Origin of the sequence: Pseudoalteromonas sp. A3 (assembly GCF_025942345.1) — a bacterium.
GTDB lineage: Bacteria > Pseudomonadota > Gammaproteobacteria > Enterobacterales > Alteromonadaceae > Pseudoalteromonas > Pseudoalteromonas atlantica.
In genome coordinates this window covers 1-22,230 of record NZ_JAPCKL010000017.1, presented here as the reverse complement: position 1 = coordinate 22,230, position 22,230 = coordinate 1, and the positions used below count along the sequence as shown (strand labels likewise).

23 protein-coding genes are annotated in these 22,230 nt (G+C 41.8%); 16 read left to right on the top strand and 7 right to left on the bottom strand.

Going from position 1 to position 22,230, the window contains the following annotated elements; genetic code table 11:
- Positions 1 to 3: 3 nt before the first annotated feature.
- Complete coding sequence (gene fadB, locus OIZ54_RS19370) at positions 4 to 2,163, bottom strand: fatty acid oxidation complex subunit alpha FadB (protein WP_264391090.1); 2,160 nt, start codon at positions 2,161 to 2,163, stop codon at positions 4 to 6.
- Positions 2,164 to 2,458: 295 nt separating this feature from the next.
- Here fadB and OIZ54_RS19365 point away from each other — a divergent pair, with 295 nt between their 5' ends.
- The 8 genes from OIZ54_RS19365 (at position 2,459) to OIZ54_RS19330 (ending at position 10,159) form a co-directional block, all read left to right on the top strand.
- A complete protein-coding gene (locus OIZ54_RS19365) occupies positions 2,459 to 4,345 on the top strand; it encodes a transglycosylase SLT domain-containing protein (protein WP_264391089.1) in 1,887 nt (628 codons plus the stop codon).
- Between the two features lie 184 nt (positions 4,346 to 4,529).
- Positions 4,530 to 5,852, top strand: a complete 1,323-nt coding sequence (pepQ, locus tag OIZ54_RS19360; RefSeq protein ID WP_004588047.1) for a Xaa-Pro dipeptidase — start codon at positions 4,530 to 4,532, stop codon at positions 5,850 to 5,852.
- Between the two features lie 86 nt (positions 5,853 to 5,938).
- The gene (locus OIZ54_RS19355) at positions 5,939 to 6,553 is read left to right on the top strand and encodes a YigZ family protein (protein WP_024032141.1); all 615 of its coding nucleotides are present in this window, start codon (positions 5,939 to 5,941) and stop codon (positions 6,551 to 6,553) included.
- 50 nt (positions 6,554 to 6,603) lie between these two features.
- The gene (locus OIZ54_RS19350) at positions 6,604 to 8,055 is read left to right on the top strand and encodes a TrkH family potassium uptake protein (protein WP_004588045.1); all 1,452 of its coding nucleotides are present in this window, start codon (positions 6,604 to 6,606) and stop codon (positions 8,053 to 8,055) included.
- Positions 8,056 to 8,084: 29 nt separating this feature from the next.
- Positions 8,085 to 8,747, top strand: a complete 663-nt coding sequence (locus OIZ54_RS19345) for a flagellar brake domain-containing protein (protein WP_138579978.1) — start codon at positions 8,085 to 8,087, stop codon at positions 8,745 to 8,747.
- A gap of 463 nt (positions 8,748 to 9,210) precedes the next feature.
- On the top strand, positions 9,211 to 9,423 hold the full coding sequence (locus OIZ54_RS19340) for an EF-hand domain-containing protein (protein ID WP_264391088.1): 213 nt from the start codon (positions 9,211 to 9,213) through the stop codon (positions 9,421 to 9,423).
- Between the two features lie 129 nt (positions 9,424 to 9,552).
- Positions 9,553 to 9,765, top strand: coding sequence for a calmodulin-like protein (locus OIZ54_RS19335; RefSeq protein WP_004588042.1), 213 nt, complete (start codon positions 9,553 to 9,555; stop codon positions 9,763 to 9,765).
- A gap of 178 nt (positions 9,766 to 9,943) precedes the next feature.
- Positions 9,944 to 10,159, top strand: a complete 216-nt coding sequence (locus OIZ54_RS19330) for an EF-hand domain-containing protein (RefSeq protein ID WP_004588041.1) — start codon at positions 9,944 to 9,946, stop codon at positions 10,157 to 10,159.
- 86 nt (positions 10,160 to 10,245) lie between these two features.
- On the opposite strand, the gene trkA is transcribed toward OIZ54_RS19330, so the two are convergent.
- From trkA to def, 4 genes are all read right to left on the bottom strand, one after another.
- Entirely contained in the window at positions 10,246 to 11,622 is a 1,377-nt protein-coding gene (trkA, locus tag OIZ54_RS19325; RefSeq protein WP_004588040.1) for a Trk system potassium transporter TrkA, read from the bottom strand.
- Positions 11,623 to 11,697: 75 nt separating this feature from the next.
- Positions 11,698 to 12,993, bottom strand: a complete 1,296-nt coding sequence (rsmB, locus tag OIZ54_RS19320) for a 16S rRNA (cytosine(967)-C(5))-methyltransferase RsmB (protein WP_004588039.1) — start codon at positions 12,991 to 12,993, stop codon at positions 11,698 to 11,700.
- On the bottom strand, positions 12,986 to 13,939 hold the full coding sequence (fmt, locus tag OIZ54_RS19315; RefSeq protein ID WP_029773000.1) for a methionyl-tRNA formyltransferase: 954 nt from the start codon (positions 13,937 to 13,939) through the stop codon (positions 12,986 to 12,988). The genes rsmB and fmt overlap by 8 nt, the downstream gene beginning before the upstream one ends.
- A gap of 21 nt (positions 13,940 to 13,960) precedes the next feature.
- Positions 13,961 to 14,467 (bottom strand): peptide deformylase, encoded by a 507-nt coding sequence (gene def, locus OIZ54_RS19310; RefSeq protein WP_004588037.1) that lies wholly within the window; start codon positions 14,465 to 14,467, stop codon positions 13,961 to 13,963.
- A gap of 119 nt (positions 14,468 to 14,586) precedes the next feature.
- Here def and OIZ54_RS19305 point away from each other — a divergent pair, with 119 nt between their 5' ends.
- The 6 genes from OIZ54_RS19305 to hemF all read left to right on the top strand — a co-directional run bounded on the left by OIZ54_RS19305 (position 14,587) and on the right by hemF (position 19,516).
- Complete coding sequence (locus tag OIZ54_RS19305; RefSeq protein ID WP_004588036.1) at positions 14,587 to 15,708, top strand: LysM peptidoglycan-binding domain-containing protein; 1,122 nt, start codon at positions 14,587 to 14,589, stop codon at positions 15,706 to 15,708.
- Between the two features lie 31 nt (positions 15,709 to 15,739).
- Positions 15,740 to 16,831, top strand: a complete 1,092-nt coding sequence (dprA, locus tag OIZ54_RS19300; RefSeq protein ID WP_004588035.1) for a DNA-processing protein DprA — start codon at positions 15,740 to 15,742, stop codon at positions 16,829 to 16,831.
- Between the two features lies 1 nt (position 16,832).
- Positions 16,833 to 17,306 carry a DUF494 family protein gene (locus tag OIZ54_RS19295; RefSeq protein WP_004588034.1) on the top strand — a complete coding sequence of 158 codons (474 nt, stop codon included), beginning with the start codon at positions 16,833 to 16,835 and terminating at the stop codon, positions 17,304 to 17,306.
- Between the two features lie 97 nt (positions 17,307 to 17,403).
- Entirely contained in the window at positions 17,404 to 17,979 is a 576-nt protein-coding gene (locus OIZ54_RS19290) for a type I DNA topoisomerase (protein WP_004588033.1), read from the top strand.
- A gap of 21 nt (positions 17,980 to 18,000) precedes the next feature.
- Entirely contained in the window at positions 18,001 to 18,564 is a 564-nt protein-coding gene (locus OIZ54_RS19285; protein ID WP_264391087.1) for an L-threonylcarbamoyladenylate synthase, read from the top strand.
- A 1-nt stretch (position 18,565) separates the two neighbouring features.
- Positions 18,566 to 19,516: an oxygen-dependent coproporphyrinogen oxidase gene (gene hemF, locus OIZ54_RS19280; RefSeq protein ID WP_264391086.1), complete on the top strand. Its 951-nt coding sequence runs from the start codon at positions 18,566 to 18,568 to the stop codon at positions 19,514 to 19,516.
- A gap of 93 nt (positions 19,517 to 19,609) precedes the next feature.
- Here the strand turns inward: hemF and OIZ54_RS19275 are convergent, their stop codons facing one another.
- Positions 19,610 to 20,047 (bottom strand): group II truncated hemoglobin, encoded by a 438-nt coding sequence (locus OIZ54_RS19275; protein WP_264391085.1) that lies wholly within the window; start codon positions 20,045 to 20,047, stop codon positions 19,610 to 19,612.
- Positions 20,048 to 20,100: 53 nt separating this feature from the next.
- On the opposite strand from OIZ54_RS19275, the gene aroE reads away from it, so the two are divergent.
- Together aroE and OIZ54_RS19265 are read left to right on the top strand one after the other, a co-directional pair.
- Positions 20,101 to 20,925, top strand: a complete 825-nt coding sequence (gene aroE, locus OIZ54_RS19270; protein ID WP_264391084.1) for a shikimate dehydrogenase — start codon at positions 20,101 to 20,103, stop codon at positions 20,923 to 20,925.
- Positions 20,922 to 21,182 carry a DUF1488 domain-containing protein gene (locus OIZ54_RS19265; protein WP_264391083.1) on the top strand — a complete coding sequence of 87 codons (261 nt, stop codon included), beginning with the start codon at positions 20,922 to 20,924 and terminating at the stop codon, positions 21,180 to 21,182. The genes aroE and OIZ54_RS19265 overlap by 4 nt, the downstream gene beginning before the upstream one ends.
- Here OIZ54_RS19265 and OIZ54_RS19260 read toward each other — a convergent pair.
- Positions 21,165 to 21,701 carry a gamma carbonic anhydrase family protein gene (locus OIZ54_RS19260; protein WP_029773008.1) on the bottom strand — a complete coding sequence of 179 codons (537 nt, stop codon included), beginning with the start codon at positions 21,699 to 21,701 and terminating at the stop codon, positions 21,165 to 21,167. The genes OIZ54_RS19265 and OIZ54_RS19260 overlap by 18 nt on opposite strands.
- Positions 21,702 to 22,230: the final 529 nt, after the last annotated feature.

Below are 22,230 nucleotides of genomic sequence, written 5' to 3'. Positions count from 1 at the left end.
ATATTAACCTTCCACCTTATAGAAAACACGACCTTCTTCGGCCCATTTGCGAGTTTGCTCTGATACTTGGTAAATCGCACCTAGGTGAGCATATTTGTCTGCTGCTGCAACAAAATTAGCTAAACCTGTTTGATCTAAGTAACGGAACGCGCCGCCTCTAAATGGAGGGAAACCAACGCCGTATACAAGGGCCATATCAGCTTCTTGAGGAGAAGCAACAATGCCTTCTTGTAAACAAAGAAGCACTTCGTTGATCATTGGGATCATACAACGGTCGATAATTTCTTGTTTATCAAATTCTTTCGGTGCATCAGTAATTGGCGCTAGTAGCTCAACTGCTGTTGCATCGGTTGATTTTTTAAGACGACCACGACGGTCTGTTTCGTACTTGTAAAAACCTGATTTGTTCTTTTGACCAAAACGTTTTTCGTTAGCAAAAACAGTTACCGGATCTTTTTCTGCGCGTGCCATACGCTCAGGGAATCCGTCTGCCATTACGCCAGTACAATGGTAAGCCGTATCAATACCTACAACATCAAGCAGGTAAGCCGGGCCCATTGGCCAGCCAAATACGTTTTCCATTACTTTATCTACTTTTGCAAAGTTAGCGCCTTCAACAACTAACTTGCTAAAGCCCGCAAAGTAAGGGAATAAAACACGGTTTACAAAAAAGCCTGGGCAATCGTTTACAACAATGGGAGACTTGCCAAGTTTAAGAGCGTAATCAACTACCGCGTTAATTGTTTTATCAGAGGTTTTTGCACCACGGATAATTTCTACTAATGGCATTTTTGGTACTGGGTTGAAAAAGTGCATACCACAGAAGTTTTCTGGCTTATCGAGTGCTTCTGCAAGTAAGTCTATACAAATAGTCGATGTGTTTGATGTAAGTACCGTGCCTTCTGGCATGTTCTTTTCAAGGTCAGCTAATACCGCTTGCTTAACTTTAGGGTTTTCTACAACCGCTTCAACAATAATGTTGGCGTTTTGTAGGTCTGCATCGTTAAGCGTTGGCTTAATTTTACTAAGCGTTGCCAGCATTTTTTCCATTGGCATATGGCCGCGTTTAACTTTTGCACCAAGTAGTTTAGATGCTTCACCCATACCTAAATCAAGCGCATCCTGTTGGATGTCTTTCATTACAATTGGGGTACCTTTATAAGCAGACTGGTATGCAATACCGCCGCCCATAATACCAGCGCCTAATACAGCCGCTTGTTTAATTTCTACATCGCTGTGCTTAGCAAGTTTACGTGCTTTACCTTTAATAAACTGGTCATTTAAGAAAATACCGGTTTGCGCTGCAGCTTCATTAGTGCGCGCAAGTTTTGCAAAGTTAGCATTTTCGATTGCCATTGCTTCATCGCGAGTACAGTTGGCCGCTGCTTTAATAGTGCGAACTGCCATAACCGGAGCAGGATAGTGGCCTTTGGTTTTACCCATTACCATACCTTCTGCCATCGCAAAGCTCATGCCTTGCTCAACACGGTTTAATTTAAGTGGCTGAAGTTTTACGTTGCGTTTTGCTTGCCAATCTAGTTTGCCGGCAATTGCTAATTCAAGTGTTGCTAGGCTTGACTCTAAAAGTTTGTCAGCACTAACTACCGCATCAAACGCACCTACTTTTAGGGCATCAGTGGCACGGTTTTCTTTACCTGAGGTAATCCAAAGCATGGCGTTATCTGCGCCAATAATACGTGGTAAGCGCACTGTGCCACCAAAACCAGGCATTATACCTAGTTTAACTTCTGGTAAGCCCATTTTAGCGGTTTCGCTTGCAACGCGATAATCGGTAGCAAGTGCCCACTCACAGCCGCCGCCAAGTGCCAAGCCATTTATAGCGCTAAGAGTTGGGAATGGTAAGTCTTCGATTGCGTCAAAAACGTCGGTTGCGTTTTTGATCCACGTTACTAATTCTTCTTCTGGTTTAGTAAATGTTGGTAAAAATTCGAAGATATCTGCACCAATAATAAAGTGATCTTTATCACTGGTAAAAATCATGCCTTTGATATCAGAATTAGACGCTAATTCTTTTAATGCTGCTGCACAATCTGAAAGAGTTTGCTGAGATAGTGTGTTTACAGAACCTGCAACACAAAACTTAAACTCGGCGATGTTTTCCTTTAGGAAGCTAACTTCAAAGGAATCGCTTTTATATAACATTATTATTCTCCCTAGTTGACGAACTAAGACTGGTACGATGAGTTTGCATTTCGACCAGTGTGCTTGCTTTAAAATTAAAATGCAACGAAAAATTTAACTCGGTTACAAACGGTTGGTTAAAATATAGCTGGTTTGGTGCTAAGGTGTACTGGAATATGCTAAAGGTACTCATTAATTATTATGAGTGCGTAAATTAAATGTTGTTCATACTTTATTAAAGGCACTCTCATTATTGTTTTAGTGTCTCAAACTGGAAATTATTAACCCTGACAGGTCGTTAAACCTAAAGGATATTATGAAAAAAATTTTATTAAGCGCTGTGGCAGCTGCCTTTATTCTTCCTTTTAGTTCTGCCCAAGCGAGTATCGATAATGACGCGTTTTTAGATGCTGAAAAAAAAGTGCGCTATGGAAGCTACCAAGACTTTAAAGAAGCAATAAACGGGTTAGACCACCCGCTAAAGCCGTATGTCGAAAAAACATATTGGCAACGCCATCCCAATTTTAAATACCAAAGCGAAATAGAAGATTACCTAACCATTTATGAACATACCCCGCTTGAGTGGCCGGTACGCAAAGCGTGGTTAGAGTATCTTGAAAAAAACAATAAAAAAGCAGCGTATATAAAAAACTACCGAGAAACGTCTAACGCAGCGCTAACATGCACGTTTTTAGATTTTCAGCTTGATTTAGGGGCGCCAGAAAAAGCCATTTTTAATCAGGTTACCGATTTATGGACGGTGGGTAAGTCGCAACCGAATGAATGCGACCCGCTATTTTTGCTTTGGCGCAAAAAAGGCTATTTAAATAATGAACTTATATGGAAGCGCATAACGCTTGCAGCGCAGGGCGGTACGCAAAGTTTACTCCCTTATTTAAAAACGTTGTTACCTAAAAACGAGCGTTACTTAGCCGATTTATACTTAAAAGTACGCCGCGACCCTAGTGCGGCAGCAGGCTTGTATCGTTATAAAACTAAGTCAGCAAAAGAAGCGCAAATAGCCATTTATGGTGTTAAGCGTTTAATTTGGCGCGATAAAGCGTTGGCTTTAAGAGCCTGGCAAAAGCTAGAAAAAATGTTTACTTACAGCGATGAAGAAAAAGCAGATCTATATTACACGTTTGCTTTATCGCTTGCTTCAAGTGGGCATAAGCAGGCCAGCTTTTGGCTTAATAAAGTGCCTAAAGCGCGACAAGACAGAAAGCTAATTCAGTGGCAACTTGGTAATATGCTTAAAACCCAAGACTGGGAAGGCATAGCGGCTTTTTTTACAGGTAAAGACGATTTAAGTTTAGGCCAGCAATATTGGCTTGCTTATAGCTATGCTAAGCGAGGCGAGCAACAAAAAGCAGACGAAATTTGGACTAAAGTGGCCGCTAACCGCGATTACTATGGTTTTTTAGCGGCGGCACGATTAGGGCTGCCGGTTGATTTAAATAATCAGCCTTTGCAGGTTGATCAAAAACTAGTAGAGAAGGTGAAGAATGCGCCGGGCTTTAAACGTGCAAAAGCACTTTACGAACTCGAGCGTTTTACCTCTGCACGCCGAGAATGGAATTACTTAACGAACACCTCTACTGATGAAGAAAAACTAGCTGCCTCAAAGGTTGCAGCGCAAAATAATTGGCACGATAACGTTATTTTCACGTTAGCTAAAATTAAAGCATGGGATTATGTTGAACTGCGTTTTCCGTTTGCATTTCAAGATATATTTGAGCGCTACAGTAAACGCAGCAAAATAGACCCCGCGTGGAGTATTGCAATTGCACGGCGCGAAAGCTCGTTTGCACCAGATGCGCGTTCGCATGCAAATGCGCGTGGTTTAATGCAATTGCTCCCTAGTACGGCAGAATACGTTAACAAAGCAAGGGTATCGAGTACGCGTTTGTACCAACCTAAAACCAATATACGCTTAGGTACTAGTTACTTGCAGTACTTAAAAAAGAAAAACAAAGGGAATGAAATACTTGCTACGGCTTCTTACAACGCAGGGTATCATCGTATTAAACGCTGGTTACCTGACGAAGCCATACCTGCAGAGCTATGGGTTGAGCTGATCCCGTATAGAGAAACGCGAGATTACGTAAAAAATGTGTTTGCTTATCGCCAGGTTTATCACACCCGGATGGGCCGAGAAGGAAATGTGCTCGCGCCGTTACTCAACATGAAAATGGGCGGGTAAATTATGTAATACCAATTACCTAAAATATTTAGCCATTCTAGCGTGCTAAATAAAGGGCTAATAACGTAACACGATGGGTATAAGTATTAGGGGGATATTTACATGTTAAATATCCCCCTTTTTTGAGCGCTTTACGTTTAAGTGGTAGACTCAAAGCAAGTTAAATTTAACAGATGGATTAACAATGGATAAATTAGCCGTTTTATATGCAGAGCATATTGCCACATTACAACAACGTACGCGTACAATTTGTGACCGTGAAGGGCTCGAGGGTTTAGTTATTCACTCAGGCCAAGCTAAGCGCCAGTTTTTAGACGACATGTATTACCCATTTAAAGTTAATCCACACTTTAAAGCATGGCTTCCTGTTATTGATAATCCACATTGTTGGATTGTGGTAAATGGTAGCGATAAACCGAAGCTTATTTTTTACCGCCCAGTTGATTTTTGGCACAAAGTGCCAGATGAGCCGCGTGATTTTTGGGCTGAGTACTTTGATATAGAATTATTGCTACAGCCTGATCAAGTTGAAAAACTATTACCTTACGATAAAGCTAAATACGCTTACATGGGCGAATACCTAGAGGTAGCGCAAGCGCTTGGCTTTAGTATTATGAACCCTGAGCCAGTACTTAACTATTTTCATTATAACCGCGCTTATAAAACGCAGTACGAGCTTGAATGTTTACGCCAAGCCAACCGCATCGCGGTAGATGGACATAAAGCAGCACGCGATACGTTTTATAATGGTGGTAGCGAATTTGATATTCAGCAAGCGTACCTTATGGCTACACGCCAAAGCGAAAACGAAATGCCGTATGGCAACATAGTAGCGCTTAACGAAAACTGCGCTATTTTGCATTACACACATTTTGAGCCAAAAGCACCGCTTACTCATAATTCGTTTTTAATCGATGCTGGCGCAAACTTTAATGGGTATGCCGCAGATATAACCCGTACGTACGATTTTAAAAAACAGGGCGAATTTGCTGAGCTAGTACAAACTATGACGGCAATACAAATTGAGCTAGGCAACGCATTAAAGCCAGGCATGTTATATGGCGATTTACACGTTGATTGCCATAACCGTATTGCGCAAATTCTTAGCGACTTCAATATTGTAAACTTACCTGCAACAGAAATTGTGGAACGTAAAATTACCTCAACATTTTTTCCTCATGGCTTGGGCCATCACCTTGGCTTACAAGTGCACGATATGGGCGGCTTTATGCGTGATGATAAAGGCACCCACCAGCCATCGCCAGAAGGGCACCCATTCTTACGTTGTACTCGTAAAATAGAGAAAAACCAAGTATTTACTATTGAGCCAGGGCTTTACTTTATAGACTCATTATTAGGTGATTTAGCGCAAACCGACAGTAAGCAGTTTATTAACTGGGAAAAAATCGAGTCATTAAAACCATACGGCGGTATTCGTATTGAAGACAATATTATTGTTCACGAAGACAGCCTAGAAAATATGACTCGTGATTTAGCGCTCGACTAAGCTAATAAAGACGAGCTCGCCAATACGCGCTAAAATACGCGAATGCAAAGGGGCCTTTTGGCCCCATTTTTAATTGAGCTTTAATTATGTCTGAATATAAATACCCCGCCGATGATGTGTTTCATCAAGAAGAAATTAAAAAAAGCACCTTTATAGTTCATATCGCGCATACGCCAGACCTACAGGCTGCTAAAGCATTTATTAAAAGCATTGAAGAAAAGTACCCAGATGCTCGTCATAATTGTTGGGCGCACGTAGCGGGTAACCCAGGCGGAAGCCATGTTTATGGTTTTTCTGATGATGGCGAGCCAAATGGTACCGCAGGAAAGCCGATGCTTAATGTGCTGGTGGGTTCTGGACTTGGCGAAATTACTGCGGTTGTCACCCGTTATTTTGGCGGTATAAAGCTGGGCACCGGTGGGTTAGTGCGTGCCTATGGTGGGTCGCTTAATAATGCACTTTCGCAGCTAAAAACGGTGACTAAAGTACCGAGTATCGAGATTGTAGGCCAGAGTGAATACAGCATGCAGGGCGCAATAGAGCAATTGTTAAAAACCAATTATCAAGTACTTAATATAGAAAAACAATTTACTGCTAATATTGAATGGGTTATTACTATTGATAGCCGCCAAGCAAAACAGGCCATTAAAGATATTTTTGATTTAAGCCATGGCGCAGTTGAGTTAACTATCAAAGAGTAAGACAATAACTTACACACTTATATTTACTAATAATAAAAGCGATAAGCTACATGCAATTTCGTACCATCATAAAAATCCTTGGCCAACTTGTTGCGCTGTTTAGTATTACCATGGTGCCGCCTGCGGTGGTGTCTTTATTTTATAAAGATGGTGGTGGTGTTCCTTTTGTATTAGCGTTTATATTTAGTGTGGTTATTGGTTTAACAGCTTATTACCCAAACAGGCATGAAAACGGCGACTTAAAAGCACGCGAAGGCTTTTTAATTGTTGTACTATTTTGGCTGGTACTAGGGGCGTTTGCATCGTTACCGCTGATTTTTTTACAAGAACCTAATTTGTCTATGGCCGATGCGGTGTTTGAGGCCTTTTCTGGCCTTACAACCACTGGGGCCACGGTACTTACCGGAATTGAATACCTGCCTAAGTCTGTTTTGTTTTATCGCCAGCAATTACAGTGGTTTGGCGGTATGGGTATCATTGTACTTGCTGTTGCTATACTGCCCATGCTTGGGGTCGGTGGCATGCAGTTATACCGAGCTGAGATCCCAGGCCCAGTAAAAGATTCAAAAATGACCCCCCGTATTGCCGACACCGCAAAGCACCTTTGGTACATTTATGTGTCGTTAACGGTAACCTGTATGTTGGCGTATTGGGCGGCAGGTATGGAGTGGTTTGATGCTATATGCCATGCGTTTTCTACAGTGGCGATTGGCGGTTTTTCTACTTACGATGCCTCAATAGGGCACTTTGATAGCCCTGTCATTAACTTTATATGTGTTTTCTTTTTAATTATTGCTGCGGTTAACTTTTCACTGCATTACGCGGCGGTAGCGAGTCGTAATATTCAGGTATATATCCGCGACCCTGAATTTAAAGTTTTTTTACTGATACAGTTAGCGCTGGTGGTTATTTGTTTTACGGTGCTCTCATCTAACGAAATATTTGCCGATGGCGATGAAACCCTCGATCAGGCTTTATTTCAGGCGGTGTCTATGAGTACCACAGCCGGTTTTGCCACCGATAATTTTTCTACTTGGCCGCTGTTTTTGCCTATATTGCTTATTTTTTCGAGCTTTATAGGTGGCTGTGCAGGTTCAACCGGTGGCGGTATGAAAGTTGTACGCGTGTTTTTACTTTACCTACAAGGCATACGTGAGCTTAACCGCTTAGTGCACCCACGTGCTATATACTCTATTAAGCTTGGTCGTAAAGCCTTGCCCGATAAAGTAGTTGAAGCGGTTTGGGGGTTTTTCTCAGCGTACGCATTGGTGTTTATTATTATAATGCTGGCACTAATGGGAACCGGCATGGACAACATTACCGCGTTCTCTGCTACGGCGGCGTGTTTAAATAATTTAGGCCCAGGCTTAGGTGATGTTGCCTCGCATTATGGGGCGGTGAGCGATGGTGCCAAATGGCTATTAACCATTGCCATGGTATTTGGTCGCTTAGAAATATTCACCTTACTCGTGCTATTTACGCCGACCTTTTGGCGTGGGTAATAATATACAAATGATGCTTAGGAACAGGCATGCCACATTCTAATTTAGATAAATTACACCAGTTAACAACAGGACGATTGGTCGACTTGGAAATTGTTACGCCTACCAGTAGTAAACGCGTAAAAACAGAGTTTATTGGCTTGCTAGAAAATAAATTTATTATTTTAAATTACCCAAGTTCAAAGCGTTTACCTGCTGCAAGTGATTACCTACGTGATGGTGTAATGGTGGTGGTAAGAGCGGTTATAGAAGGCAGTGGCGGACAAGTAATAGCATTTAGGCAGCAGCTTATGTCGGTTGCCTCACACCCTGCTAGGCTCATTTTTATTAATTACCCTACGCAAGTGCAGTTATTTGCACTGCGCGCGCAAACACGCATACCTACTTTATTACCTGCAAAATTAACTCTAAGTGACGATAGAGTACTTGAAGGGGTGATTAAAGACATCTCGCTTACCGGGGTGATGTTTGATGTACGCGGCGATCAAAACGATGAAAATATTAAAGATATGCAATGCACGGTGACGGTTGATACCAACAATAAAGCATTTACTGGCGAAGTATGCAGTGTAAAAGAACACGCCGCAGGAGTTAATTGTGGTATTAAACTTCTAGCCAGTGAAGATGAAATGAAGGCATTTATGAAAGAGCACTTTATCGATCCCGCGATGCTTGAGCTGCCATTAGAATAAGCACTTTCGCTTAATAGCAACAAATGGCCATTTTTTACTTGAGTGGCAGTCATATTTTTTAAAAATTCAAAAAATAATTTTTATTTTCTATAAAAATCAGCTGTATAGATTAGTTTTACGAGTGAATTATTTTAATGTGTTAGCTCCCCTCACGGTTAAAATTTAGTCTCTTTTTTCGATAAATCTTCATCCTTACAATTTACGCCGAAAATTGTAGCTTTTTCCTCTTATGTAACTAGTTGTTTTTATTGCATTTAAAAACTTAGCTTTACCCTTTGTTGCTAGTTTGCAACATAAAACCCCCGCAAATTTATCAAAAATAGCCAAGAACTCATTTAACTGATTGAAAATAATGAACTTTTAAAACTTGGCATTCAAGTTGTAATAGTCTGGCTGTACTGAACAATAACGTGATTTAAAGTAAAACACTTAATCGCACACATATACTTGAAGGAATTATATTATGAAAAGCATTAATAAAACTTTAGCACTTATCGCCCTTGCTTCATCATCAGCGGCATTTGCAGCAACCGATTTTGATACGTTAGATGTAGATGGCAGCGGCACGATTAGCAAATCAGAGGCATCAATTGATACAAAACTGATGAGCATGTTCTCAGAATTAGATACTGACCAAGATGGTGAGCTATCAAAAGAAGAATTTTCAGAAGCTTAAAGTGTGGTAACAATCCTGAGTTGCCAATGACAACCTAAGTAGGCAAGGGAGCTTACGAAAAAGGATTACAAGGATTGCGTACACCACGTAGTGAACTTAACTAATTTGTTTATATTGAAGGATTAAATTATGAAGCATTTAAATAAAGCACTCGCATTTATGGCTATTGCCTCTTCTTCTGCTGCCTTTGCAGGGACTGATTTTGACACGCTAGATGTAGATGGCAATGGCGCCATTAGCCAAGCTGAAGCATCGGTTGATGCGGATTTAATGGCTGAGTTTGTTGAGCTTGATACCGATGGAAATGGTGAGCTTTCAAAGCAAGAGTTCTCTAAATACTAGGGTGTGATGATCTTTGCCAATTGAGCGCAGGGCTGCGCATGTTCACTTAGCAAAGAGTCATTTGCTCTAATCCAATGTGCATTAAAACTTAATAATGCACATTGGCAAAAGCACTTTTTAGTTAATTTTTAAACCCATGGATCTTAGAAAAGGATTTCCTCTTAATTAGGACACAACTATGAAAACATTAAATACAGCACTTGCCGTTATCGTATTAGCTTCTTCATCAGCGGCGTATGCTGCAGTCGACTTTGCCTCGTTTGATGCCGATGGTGATGGTGCAATTTCAAAGCAAGAAGCGCAGGTAAATTCACAGCTAGTGAAAATTTTTGACCAGCTAGATACTGATGGTAATGGTGAAATTTCTGAGCAAGAGTTTTCAAAAGTACAGTAATTAGTAAGCTGCTAAGCAGGGTTGCCTAGCATTAAAAAAACATACTCCACTAAAGCCGCCTTAGTCAGCGGCTTTTTTGTGTTTAACTATAAAAATATAGCGCTAACTTGGAATAGCTTTTCTACTACGTTGATATGCTTTTTATCGATTAAAAACATAATAACGTGATCACCAGACATAATAACCGTGTCGTCGTGGGCAATCAGTACGTCGTCATTACGTACAATAGCACCAATCGTTGTACCTGCAGGTAGCTTGATATCGGCAATCGCACGGCCAACTACTTTTGATGTGTTTTCATCGCCATGGGCAACGGCTTCAATGGCCTCTGCCGCGCCTTTACGTAACGAGTACACATTAACAATATCGCCACGGCGTACGTGTGTAAGTAGCGCCGAAATAGTTGCTTGTTGTGGTGATATAGCAATATCTATTTCACCCCCTTGCACTAAATCTACATACGCACCACGCTGAATAAGCACCATGGTTTTTTGTGCGCCCATGCGTTTTGCAAGCATGGCCGACATTATATTTGCTTCATCGTCGTTGGTTACGGCAATAAACACATCAACTTGCTCTATGTGCTCTTCAGATAGTAGTTCTTGGTCTGAGGCGTCTCCACAAAACACGACGGTGTTATCTAGCATTTCAGAGAGTTGCTCAGCACGCTCTTTACTGCGCTCTAGTAACTTAACGCTGTGGTTTTTTTCCAGTGAGCGAGCAAGGCCTGCACCAATGTTACCGCCACCGGCTATCATAATTTTTTTGTAAGAACGCTCAAGTTTTTGTAGCTCGTTCATAACTGCGCGAATATGCTTAGTGGCAGCAATGAAAAATACTTCATCGTCCGCTTCTATTACCGTGGTGCCCAGTGGCTTTATAGCTTTACCTTGGCGATAAATTGCTGCTACACGGGTTTCTACATTCGGAATATGCTCTTTTAAAGCAGAAAGCGCATAACCCACTAATAAGCCACCGTAGTAAGCTTTTACAGCCACAAGAGAGAGCATGCCATCGGCAAATTGCAGCACTTGCAACGCGCCTGGGTAATCTATTAAACGGCGAATATATTTGGTAACAAGTGCTTCGGGGGCAATATAGTGATCAACCGGGAGGTCATCGTTATGAAATAGCTTTTCGCGGTATTTTAAATATTGCTCTGATCGGATACGGGCTATTTTAGTTGGCGTATTAAAAATACTATACGCGACTTGGCACGCCACCATATTGACTTCATCTGAGCTGGTTACCGCAATAATCATGTCGGCGTCTTCAGCACCTGCACGTCTGAGCACATCTGGGTGAGCACTGTGCCCCGTGACCCCTTGTAAGTCGTACTTATCTTGTAGCTCTCGTAAGCGGTTGCCGTCTATATCAACAACGGTTATTTCGTTTTGTTCGCCAACTAAGTTTTCAGCAAGCGTACCACCGACTTGTCCGGCACCGAGTATGATTATTTTCATTATTTACCCGAATTACTGTTTAATTAAAAAAATAGCCATTTACTGTTTAATAAATGGCTATTGAGTGTACGGCTATTAGGCTTTTTTAACTAGCTTAGCGTAATAAAATCCGTCGCTTTCACCTGGTAGTAATTGTAAACCAGGGTTGGTAACTGTGTCGTTGTCGTGCAGTGGTATATGCTCAACGTCACTATTATTAGCTAAAAATTTAGCGACTTGCTGTTGGTTCTCTTGCGGCAGTACCGAACAGGTTGCGTATATCATTGTGCCGCCTGGTTTAAGTAGCGGCCAAATGCTATTGAGTATATCGCTTTGTAGTGTAGCTAAATCTTCAATGTCTGATGCGCGGCGAAGCCATTTTATATCTGGGTGGCGGCGTATAACACCGGTTGCCGAACAAGGGACATCTAATAAAATGCGGTCAAACTGTTGCTCATCCCACCAGGTGTGTGGCTGCGAAGCGTCTGCACATTGTAGGTCTGCGCCTAAACCGATACGGGTTAAATTTTGTTTAACACGTTCTAGGCGAGTGGCGTCACTATCAAGTGCTAATACTTCTGCATCGGCAAGCTCTAATATATGACATGTTTTACCGCCAGGTGCTGCACAGGCATCTAAAATGTATTCATCAGCTTGAGGTGCTAAAAAGCGTGCGGCTAATTGCGCTGCGGCGTCTTGAACTGAGCAGGCGCCCACATCAAATTCTGGCAACGAAAATACATCACGCGGCTTAGCTAGTTTAATACCATCAACAAACTCAGGGTTTAACGTGTGCTCTATATCGTTAGCCGTTAACATTTCGCTGTATTGTTGCGTGCTGTATTGGGCTTGATTGACACGTAACCACATAGGGGCTTGTTGTTGGTTTTCTTCAAGAAGCGCTTCCCAGTTATCTGGGTAGGCAGCTTGCACTTGTTTAATAAACCAATTTGGATGGTTATATAAACACACTGGTATTTGCTTGGCTTTTTCTTCAAGCTCGCTTTGTTGGCGCTGAAAGCTACGCAAAATAGCGTTGATTAAGCCTTTTAAGCCTAATGCACGCATTTGGCCAAGGGCATTAACGGTTTCAGAAATGGCGGCATGCGGTGGCACGCGCATATGCTGCAGCTGATAGATACCAACATACAACAAAAACTGAAAAATACGACGCTTACCCTTTAGTGGCTGCTCTACTAAATGTTGGCAGTAGTTTTCAAGGCTAGGTAGGTAGCGCAACACGCCGTAACAAATTTGCTGTAATAGCGCTTTGTCTTTAGGGGGCAGTCCTTGGCTGGCAAATGGTAGCTCTTGATTTAGCGAAGCGCCTTTATCAACCACGTTATATAAAGTTTCAGCGGCAAGCGCACGTACGTTTTGAACATTACTCATTGTTTTCGCCTAATACGGTACCAGGAGTTACCCAGTCACTGCGACCGTTTAAAAAGTCGCTAATTGCCATTGGTTTTTTACCTTGGGGTTGCAGCTGTGTAATACTTAATGCCTGCTTGCCACACGCCACTACAATGCCGTTTTTATCGCTTGATAAAACAACGCCCGCAGGGCCTGTTTGCTCAACGACTGAGGCTTGATAAATTTTTACGCTGTGCTCACCCATTTGAGTAAAACACACTGGCCATGGATTAAATGCACGTATATTACGCTCAATTTGTACAGCATCCATCGTCCAATCAATATTTGCTTCCTCTTTTGAAAGCTTTTTAGCGTAATTTGCCAACTCGTCGTTTTGCGGCTCTGCTATAAGCTCGCCATTGGCTAACTTATTAATGGTTTGAACAAGTGCTCCGGGACCAAGTTCAGCCAGTTTAGTGTATAAACTGGCACTGGTTTCATCCGCAGCAATAGGGCAGCGGCTAATGTGCAGCATGTCGCCGGTATCAAGCCCTTCATCCATTTGCATTATCGTTACGCCGGTATCTTCATCGCCAGCCCAAATTGCGCGCTGTATAGGCGCAGCACCGCGCCAGCGCGGTAAAATAGAGCCATGCACATTTAAGCACCCTAAGCGTGGTGCCTCTAAAATGGCTTTTGGTAAAATTAAGCCATAAGCCACCACAATCATGATATCGGCATTTAAGCTTTTAAGCTCAGTGAGTGCGTCTTCATTTTTTAATGATTGTGGCTGAAAAACAGGTAGCTCATGTTCAAGCGCAAGCGCTTTTACTTCACTGGCTTTTAACTTTTTACCACGCCCAGCAGGGCGGTCTGGTTGGCTGTAAACTCCAACAATTTGGTGTTCGCTTTGAATTAACGCTTGTAGGTGACGAGCGGCAAAGTCCGGCGTACCGGCAAATATAATGCGTAGTGGTTTTGTCACTGAGTTTTCCTAAGGTGCTTATTACTTCGCGGCAAATTTAGCTTCTTTTTCAAGCTTTTTGCGAATACGTTGACGCTTTAATGGCGATAGGTAATCAATAAATAGTTTACCTTGTAAGTGATCTAGTTCGTGTTGAATACAAATAGCTAATAGCTCATCTGCATCTAGTACAAATTCTTCACCATTTTCGTTAAGAGCAGCAACGGTTACGGTTTCAGCACGGTCTACTTTTGCGTAAGAGTTAGGCACTGATAAACAGCCTTCTTCGCTAATTGTTGCACCATCTTTTTTAATAATTTGTGGGTTAATTAAAACCAGTGGTTCGTCGCGTTCTTCTGATACGTCGATCACCACAATACGTTGATGAATATCAACCTGTGTAGCAGCTAGCCCAATGCCGTTTTCATCGTACATTGTCTCTAGCATGTCTTTTACAATTTGGCGAACGTTGTCATCAACCTGTGCAACTTCTTTTGCTACCGTACGTAAACGCTCATCTGGAAATCTTAAAACTTCTAACCTAGCCATAGTTACCTTTTTACACTTGTGCTTAATTTAGGGTATTGTATGCTCTTATTTTAGCCATTCGCGTTCCCCTTTAACAGGTTTTGGTCAATAATAATGAAAAAACAATACAAGGAAGCCCAATGAAATCTCAATTGGCTGCAATTATGTTTGCACTAAGTACTGCTTTTCCTGCAGTCGCTGATGTTTTACAAATAAAAAAAGATGCTCCAAAACAATATGTTGTAAAAAAAGGCGATACCCTTTGGGATATTTCCGGCATTTATTTAGAAGAACCATGGCTGTGGCCAGAGTTGTGGCAAATGAACCCGCAAATAGATAACCCGCATCTAATTTACCCAGGCGATGCACTCGCGTTAGTGTACGACGCCGACGGTAACCCGCGTTTGGTGATTAATAAAGCGTACAGAAAATTATCGCCGCAAGGGCGTATTACACCAAAAGGTAATAACGCCATCACCACTTTGCCACTTGAAATAATTAAACCTTATTTAAGTTATGAGCAAGCAATTAACAGCGATGACATAGATGATAAGCCGTATATTTTAGGGGCAAACGAAAATACTAAAACGCAAACTCTCGGGCATATTTTATACGTTAAGGGCGATTTAAAAGTACATAAAGCATATGCTATTTATCACAAAGGCGAACCTTACATAGATACACAAACCGGTGAAGAGCTAGCCACTCGCGCTACTTATGTCGGTATGGCTCGTGCATTTAGAACGGGCGATGAAAGCAATGGCGTACCATCGTCTTTACGGGTTGAGTCAGTTAAACAAGAAATACAACAAGGCGATTTTTTACTCCCTGCTATGCAAGGGCAAATGTTACCAGCGTACTTTAATATGCATCGTCCTAAGCAAAGTGTATCCGGCAGTGTTATTGACTCGCCGCGCCAAGTAAGAGAATTCAGCACAATGGATGTAGTGGTGCTAAACTTAGGTGCTGAGCAACAAATTGAAGTTGGTCATATCCTCGATTTAGAACGCCAATCACCCACCGTTATTGATGGCCCTCGAGGACCGCGTTATCCAGAGGATTCGAGCAAATTTGAAAAGCTTTTATCTGATGCAGGTGAATTATTTGGCAGCGAGCCAGATGAAGACACCACAACATGGACAATGCCACACGAAAAAGTGGGTGAGTTAATTGTATTTAAAGTGTATGACAAAGTGAGTTATGCATTAATAACAAAAAATCAGCACCCAATTCGCGTTGGAGATAGTGTAGTAATTCATTAAGTTGTAGCGAGTCGGTGCTCTAGGAGAGAGCATGGATCAGTCATCTGGCAAGCTAGCCCACTGGCTTGCCTTTTATATGTGTAAAGGCTTAGGTATTAAAACACTGTTAGCCTTATCACATACTCACCCCCTCGAATCATTATTTGATTTAAACCAAAGTGAATTACAACAGCTTGGCCTTACCCAAAACCAAGCCTGCAACTTACTCAATACCAATTGGCAGCAAGTAAACCATTACGAGCAACAAATACAGCAGCTTAATATTACAGTGGTGTGTATTTTTGATGCGCTATACCCAAACGAGCTAAAACACATAGCCAGTGCCCCTTTACTGTTATTTTGTAAAGGCGATATATCGCTGTTATCTAGCCCGCAAGTGGCCATTGTTGGTAGTAGAAACGCGACCCCTACGGGGCTCGAAATAGCCTCAGAGCTTGCTTATCAGCTTACTTTAGCCGGTATTACTGTTACCTCGGGCATGGCGCGGGGTATTGATGGTGCCGCGCACAAAGGTGCATTGGCCAATAATGGCAAAACAATTGGTGTATTAGGGACTGGGGTTGATATTTACTACCCCAAACGCCATAAATTATTAACAGACCAAGTATTAGAGCATGGCTTATTAATAAGCGAGTTTTTACCGGGTACCGCTGCTAATGCGCATAACTTTCCCCGCAGAAACCGTATTATATCTGGTCTGTCTTTAGGCGTGGTTATTGTAGAGGCCGAAATTAAAAGCGGTTCATTGATCACGGTACGTTACGCTATTGAACAAAATAAAGAAGTGTTTGCAGTACCTGGGTCTATTAAAAACCCTTTATCGCAAGCGAGTCACTTTTTAATAAAGCAGGGCGCTAAGTTAGTCGAAAATGTAACAGATATTTTAGATGAGGTGAGCTTTTCTTATCAAAGCGGTCTATATAATAAAGAGGAGCCTGTAAACAAACAGTCACAGTGTGAGGTGTTAAATAGTATAGGGTATGAGGTAACCAGTGTTGATGAAATTGTACGTCGCGCCAAGTGGCCAATTGATAAAGTGCTGGCAAGGTTGCTCGATTTAGAGTTAGACGACGAAATAGAGCGAGTGTTAGACGGGTATATAAAGCTAAGCACAGGAAGGTAATATGTTTGATATTCTCATGTATCTTTTTGAAAACTACATTCACAGTGAAGCCGATATTTATATTGAAGAAAACGAGCTTACCGATGAATTACTTCGCGCGGGCTTTAATAAGACCGAAATTTTTAAAGCGTTAAACTGGCTTGAACAATTGGCCGATTTACAACGCAGCGACGAGTCGCCCTACTTAATTACAAAGCCTCACCAAGCAATGCGCATTTTTACCGATAGCGAATGCAAAATGTTAAACGTTGAATGCCGTGGCTTTTTGATGTTTTTAGAGCAAATAAGGGTGGTTAACAGTGTAACCCGTGAAATGGTTATGGACCGCCTTGCCGCATTAGATAAACCCTATATTTCGCTCGATGACTTAAAGTGGGTGGTGCTTATGGTGTTATTTAACGTACCTGGCTCAGAAGAGGCTTACGAGCAGATGGAAGACCTTATATTTGACGAACCCACCGAACTTCTTCATTAAAATTGTATGCCAAACCACTTAAACATATATGCACAGCTTGTATCTTTAAGTGGTTTGGGTATATTAGGCGAAAATTCAGCAACCCGTTAGGAACCTCATGAGTAAAATCGACCATTCGCTTTTCTCGGCGGATAAACACGCCTTAGAAAAAGAATACGAAGTCTGCCCACAATGTGGTTCTGAATTAGTGATCCGTAACTCTAAAACAGGTCCGTTTTTGGGTTGTGCTAGTTACCCTAAATGCGACTTTATTCGTCCATTAGCGCATCACGACAGCAACGAAATAAAGGTTCTTGAAGATTCAGCCTGCCCACAGTGCACAAAACCGCTGGTGGTTAAAAACGGCCGTTATGGCATGTTTATTGGCTGTACAGGGTACCCTGAGTGTCATTATATCGCCCACGATGACGAACCTAATAATAACGATGATGAATTACCTGGGTGTCCTAAATGTAAAAAAGGGCAGCTAGTTGCACGCAGCAATAAATTTGGTAAAACGTTTTACTCATGCGATTGTTACCCAAGCTGTAAATATACTCTAAATAACAAACCCATAGCCAAACCATGCCCTAAGTGCGATTGGCCGCTTGTTATAGAGAAAAAAATGGCCAATGGTACTGTGCTACAGTGCCCACAAAAAAGTTGCCTGCATAAACTTACCACTACTGATTAATATAAATTTCTGGAGCATATTTTGTCAGACCTTTCTACATTGCCTACGGCTATATCTTGCTTAGAGCAAGGTGAAGTTATTTTATATCCTACTGAAGCTGTCTATGGCTTAGGGTGTGATCCAGATAATCAGCAAGCTGTTGAGAAGTTGCTAGAAATAAAACAGCGCCCCGTTGAAAAGGGCCTTATTTTAATCGCCGATAACTACGGCCAGTTATTAAAGTATGTTGACGATGTAAAGCTGCCAATGGACAAACGCGCTGATATTTTTTCTAGTTGGCCCGGTGCTATTACCTGGGTAATGCCTGCAGCTAAAAATACGCCTAAATGGTTAACAGGGCAGTTTGATACGATTGCAGTACGGGTTACTGATCATCCAAGTGTTAAGCGCTTATGCCAGCAATTAGGCAAGCCTCTTGTCTCCACTAGTGCTAATTTAACCGGACAGCCAACCGTAACAAGTATTGAACAAGCCAAGCAGCAATTTGCAGATAAGGTAGGCTGTTACATTGATGAGCCCTTAGGGGGCAACATGCAGCCTAGCACAATTAAAGATGCCATGACCGGCAAAGTATTTAGAGGTTAATATGCAAAGCGAATTATTAGAACAAGTAAAAGCGTATTTTATGGCTTTGCAAGACACCATTTGCCAAGGTTTAGAGCAGGCCGATGGCAGTGCAAAATTTGTAGAGGATAGCTGGCAACGTGCCGAAGGCGGTGGCGGGCGCACACGTGTTACCACTAACGGTAATGTAATAGAGCAAGGCGGCGTTAACTACTCGCATGTGTTTGGTGCATCTATGCCGGGCTCTGCGACCGCTCATAGGCCTGAGCTTGCGGGGCGAAGCTTTCATGCATGTGGCGTTTCATTAGTTATTCATCCAAAAAACCCACATGTTCCTACAAGTCATGCCAATGTACGCTTTTTTATAGCCGAAAAAGAAGGCGAAGAGCCTATTTGGTGGTTTGGCGGGGGCTTTGACTTAACGCCTTTTTACCCCGTTTTTGAAGATGTACAGCATTGGCACCAAGTCGCACACGACATTTGTGCACCGTTTGGTGAACAAGTGTATCCAAAATACAAAACGTGGTGTGATGAATATTTTTACCTAAAACATCGCGACGAAACACGCGGTGTAGGCGGCTTATTTTTTGATGACTTAAACGAGCTAGGGTTTGAGCAGAGCTTTGCATTTATGCAATCGGTTGGTAATGGTTTTTTAGATGCTTACTTACCTATTATTGAGCGTCGTAAAAATGATGAATTCACGCAACAGCAGCGTGACTTTCAATTGTATCGCCGCGGTCGTTACGTAGAATTTAACCTTGTTTGGGATAGAGGCACTTTATTTGGCTTACAAAGCGGTGGGCGCACAGAGTCTATATTAATGTCGATGCCGCCACTGGCGCGTTGGGAATACAATTATAAGCCCGCGCCCGATAGCGCAGAGGCTAATTTGTATCAATACTATTTACGTCCACAAGAGTGGCTAAGCACTAACCCCACTGATTTGATAGCCAGAGAGTGGCAGTTATAAATATTAAATTAAGGTAGGAATTGTTTAATCCGCAAAGCTCAACAAACCCTAATAAAAGGCGCTTAACAGCGCCTTTTTGCTAAGTAGTTACAATTAGTGCTCATTAATCATATGGGTGGCAAGTTGTCCAAAAGACTGCTTTAACCCTTCGCGCAGTAGGGGGTTGTCTACTTCTATATCGAGCGTTTTATTCATGCAATACATCCACTGATCGCGCAGGTCTTTATTTATAGTAAAAGGCATATGGCGTTTGCGCAGCATAGGTTGGCCATGTTTTTCAGTAAATAGGTTAGGGCCGCCTAACCAACCCGATAAAAACTCAAAAAACACTTGGCGAATTCTATCTAATGGCAGAGGATGCATATCATATAATGGTTTGGCGTATTCATCGCCGGCCATTATGTCGTAGAATCTATTAGCAATAGCACGGGTACCTGCTTCTCCACCAATAATTTCATACGGTGTTTTCTCAGGAGTGGGCGCTGGTTGCTCAGGAGCTGGTTTAGATTTTGAAAAAAGTCGTTTAATCATATTACTTATCATCGTTAATAGGCAGTGTACAACTGCAAAGAGGTTGCTTTAAAATGGACAAATATGCGGTTTTTGGAAATCCAATCAAACATTCAAAATCCCCCGCGATACATAAACAATTTGCTGTATCTTTGGGTGAGCAAATCGACTACCGCGCAATATTAGCACCTATCGATAGCTTTGAAAAAACAGTAACCACCTTTTTTGAGCGAGGCGGAATAGGTGCCAATGTTACTATGCCATTTAAAGAGCAAGCGTATGCCATGGCTGATGAGCTCACCCCACTTGCTAAAATTGTTGGTGCAGTTAATACACTTAAAAAACGCGATGATGGCACTTTGTTAGGCGATAACACCGATGGCGTGGGCTTTGTTAATGATTTACTTGCCAATGAAGTGACAATTACCAATAAGCGTATTTTAATTATTGGTGCTGGTGGTGCAGCAAGAGGGGTGATACTACCGCTACTTGAGCATAATCCAGCTGAAATAACGATTGTTAATCGCACGGCAAAAAAAGCGCAAGACTTAGCGCAACTATTTGCTGAATATGGCAAGGTAACAGGCTATGGGTTTGATACATTACCAGTAAGCAATTACTCACTTATCGTAAATTCTACCTCTAGCAGTATGAACAACGAGTTACCAGCACTTGACGAAAAACACCTAAGTCAGTGCGCAGTGGCATACGATATGTTTTACTCCCAGCAAAATACCGTATTTATGAACTGGGTTGCAGAGCATAATAACCACGCTAAGCTGTTAGATGGCAGTGGTATGTTAGTAGGCCAAGCCGCACAGTCATATTATGTATGGCGTAATAAAATGCCCGCCATACTTCCTGTTGTTAAAGCACTAAAACAAGGCATGCTTAAATGAATCAAGCCATACAGTTTATAGATAGACTCGAGTTTAGAGAACCTTCCCACCAACTAGTCTTTTTCGCACAAGTAACAGGGATGCTGGTGGAGTGTATTATAGATTTACGAAAGCTAGGGCTTCAAGATGAAAGCCACGCAACGCAGCATTTTGATAAATACCGGTTTGATTACGAAGAATGTGCCGAGCAACTTATAGAAGATGAAAGTTATAACTCGGCAGGGCAGATAGAAGTGAATCTAATTGATCTCTGCTAAATACTCGTCTTTTAATTGCACATAGTTATCTGCCGATACTTTTAAAAAGGCAAGCTCTTGCTCTGTTAATGGGCGGGCTTGCTTTACTGGACTACCAACATATAAATAACCAGACTCCAATCGTTTATTTGGCGGTACTAATGACCCCCCACCAATAATAACGTCGTCCTCTACTATTACATTATCCATTACAATAGCGCCCATACCGACAAGTATACGATTTCCAAGCGTACATCCATGCAGCATCACCTTGTGTCCTACTGTCACATCATCACCAATAATAAGTGGGTAACCATCTGGGTTACTTTTAGTCGCGCGTGATAAATGAAGAACACTACCGTCTTGTATATTTGTACGTTCACCAATACGTATATAGTTAACATCTCCTCGCGCTGCCACTAAAGGCCATACGCTACAGTGGTCACCAATCGTAATATCTCCTACCAAAACAGACGACTCATCAACATAAACAGACGAATTAAAAGAGGGAGTCACACCTTTATAAGAACGGATAGCCATATATATACCTTTTAAATACCAGTTATAGTCGCTTGAGTGTAACAGCAACACTTAAATATAGGCCAGAAAAGGCCTGTTTTGATTATAAAACTACCAGTTATAGAGGGTTTAGTTCACATATTGACCGAATAGTGCTTTTTTTTGGTTTTTCTTTAAAAAAGTGCTTGCGTAAAAATCTGTTCTCCCTATAATGCGACCCCACTGAGACGGGGAGCGCCAACGCATAGCGAGGCAAGAGCTGCTCACAGAGTTAAGTAAAACTTCGGTTTTAAATCTTCTAAAAAGAAAGTTTAAAATTAAGTGTTGACTCGAAAAATAAAGGATGTATTATATGCATCCCTAGCGACAACGTCGCAACGTTCTTTAACAATATAAAGCAATCATCTGTGTGGGCACTCGTACAGATTGAGTTCTAACAGCCAAGCTACTTCGTTCTTTATTGAGCAAGTAACGAGGCAAACAAATTTAGAGTCTCAATTGAAACTGAGTGACCAACAGCAATAACTTACTTAGGTTTTACTTAAGAAAA

What these genes read in the sequence shown, in the direction of transcription:
- fadB (WP_264391090.1), bottom strand. Translation starts at nt 2,163, where the DNA reads ATGTTATATAAAAGCGATTCCTTTGAAGTTAGCTTCCTAAAGGAAAAC.
- OIZ54_RS19365 (WP_264391089.1), top strand. Translation starts at nt 2,459, where the DNA reads ATGAAAAAAATTTTATTAAGCGCTGTGGCAGCTGCCTTTATTCTTCCT.
- pepQ (WP_004588047.1), top strand. Translation starts at nt 4,530, where the DNA reads ATGGATAAATTAGCCGTTTTATATGCAGAGCATATTGCCACATTACAA.
- OIZ54_RS19355 (WP_024032141.1), top strand. Translation starts at nt 5,939, where the DNA reads ATGTCTGAATATAAATACCCCGCCGATGATGTGTTTCATCAAGAAGAA.
- OIZ54_RS19350 (WP_004588045.1), top strand. Translation starts at nt 6,604, where the DNA reads ATGCAATTTCGTACCATCATAAAAATCCTTGGCCAACTTGTTGCGCTG.
- OIZ54_RS19345 (WP_138579978.1), top strand. Translation starts at nt 8,085, where the DNA reads ATGCCACATTCTAATTTAGATAAATTACACCAGTTAACAACAGGACGA.
- OIZ54_RS19340 (WP_264391088.1), top strand. Translation starts at nt 9,211, where the DNA reads ATGAAAAGCATTAATAAAACTTTAGCACTTATCGCCCTTGCTTCATCA.
- OIZ54_RS19335 (WP_004588042.1), top strand. Translation starts at nt 9,553, where the DNA reads ATGAAGCATTTAAATAAAGCACTCGCATTTATGGCTATTGCCTCTTCT.
- OIZ54_RS19330 (WP_004588041.1), top strand. Translation starts at nt 9,944, where the DNA reads ATGAAAACATTAAATACAGCACTTGCCGTTATCGTATTAGCTTCTTCA.
- trkA (WP_004588040.1), bottom strand. Translation starts at nt 11,622, where the DNA reads ATGAAAATAATCATACTCGGTGCCGGACAAGTCGGTGGTACGCTTGCT.
- rsmB (WP_004588039.1), bottom strand. Translation starts at nt 12,993, where the DNA reads ATGAGTAATGTTCAAAACGTACGTGCGCTTGCCGCTGAAACTTTATAT.
- def (WP_004588037.1), bottom strand. Translation starts at nt 14,467, where the DNA reads ATGGCTAGGTTAGAAGTTTTAAGATTTCCAGATGAGCGTTTACGTACG.
- OIZ54_RS19305 (WP_004588036.1), top strand. Translation starts at nt 14,587, where the DNA reads ATGAAATCTCAATTGGCTGCAATTATGTTTGCACTAAGTACTGCTTTT.
- dprA (WP_004588035.1), top strand. Translation starts at nt 15,740, where the DNA reads ATGGATCAGTCATCTGGCAAGCTAGCCCACTGGCTTGCCTTTTATATG.
- OIZ54_RS19295 (WP_004588034.1), top strand. Translation starts at nt 16,833, where the DNA reads ATGTTTGATATTCTCATGTATCTTTTTGAAAACTACATTCACAGTGAA.
- OIZ54_RS19290 (WP_004588033.1), top strand. Translation starts at nt 17,404, where the DNA reads ATGAGTAAAATCGACCATTCGCTTTTCTCGGCGGATAAACACGCCTTA.
- hemF (WP_264391086.1), top strand. Translation starts at nt 18,566, where the DNA reads ATGCAAAGCGAATTATTAGAACAAGTAAAAGCGTATTTTATGGCTTTG.
- OIZ54_RS19275 (WP_264391085.1), bottom strand. Translation starts at nt 20,047, where the DNA reads ATGATTAAACGACTTTTTTCAAAATCTAAACCAGCTCCTGAGCAACCA.
- aroE (WP_264391084.1), top strand. Translation starts at nt 20,101, where the DNA reads ATGGACAAATATGCGGTTTTTGGAAATCCAATCAAACATTCAAAATCC.
- OIZ54_RS19265 (WP_264391083.1), top strand. Translation starts at nt 20,922, where the DNA reads ATGAATCAAGCCATACAGTTTATAGATAGACTCGAGTTTAGAGAACCT.
- OIZ54_RS19260 (WP_029773008.1), bottom strand. Translation starts at nt 21,701, where the DNA reads ATGGCTATCCGTTCTTATAAAGGTGTGACTCCCTCTTTTAATTCGTCT.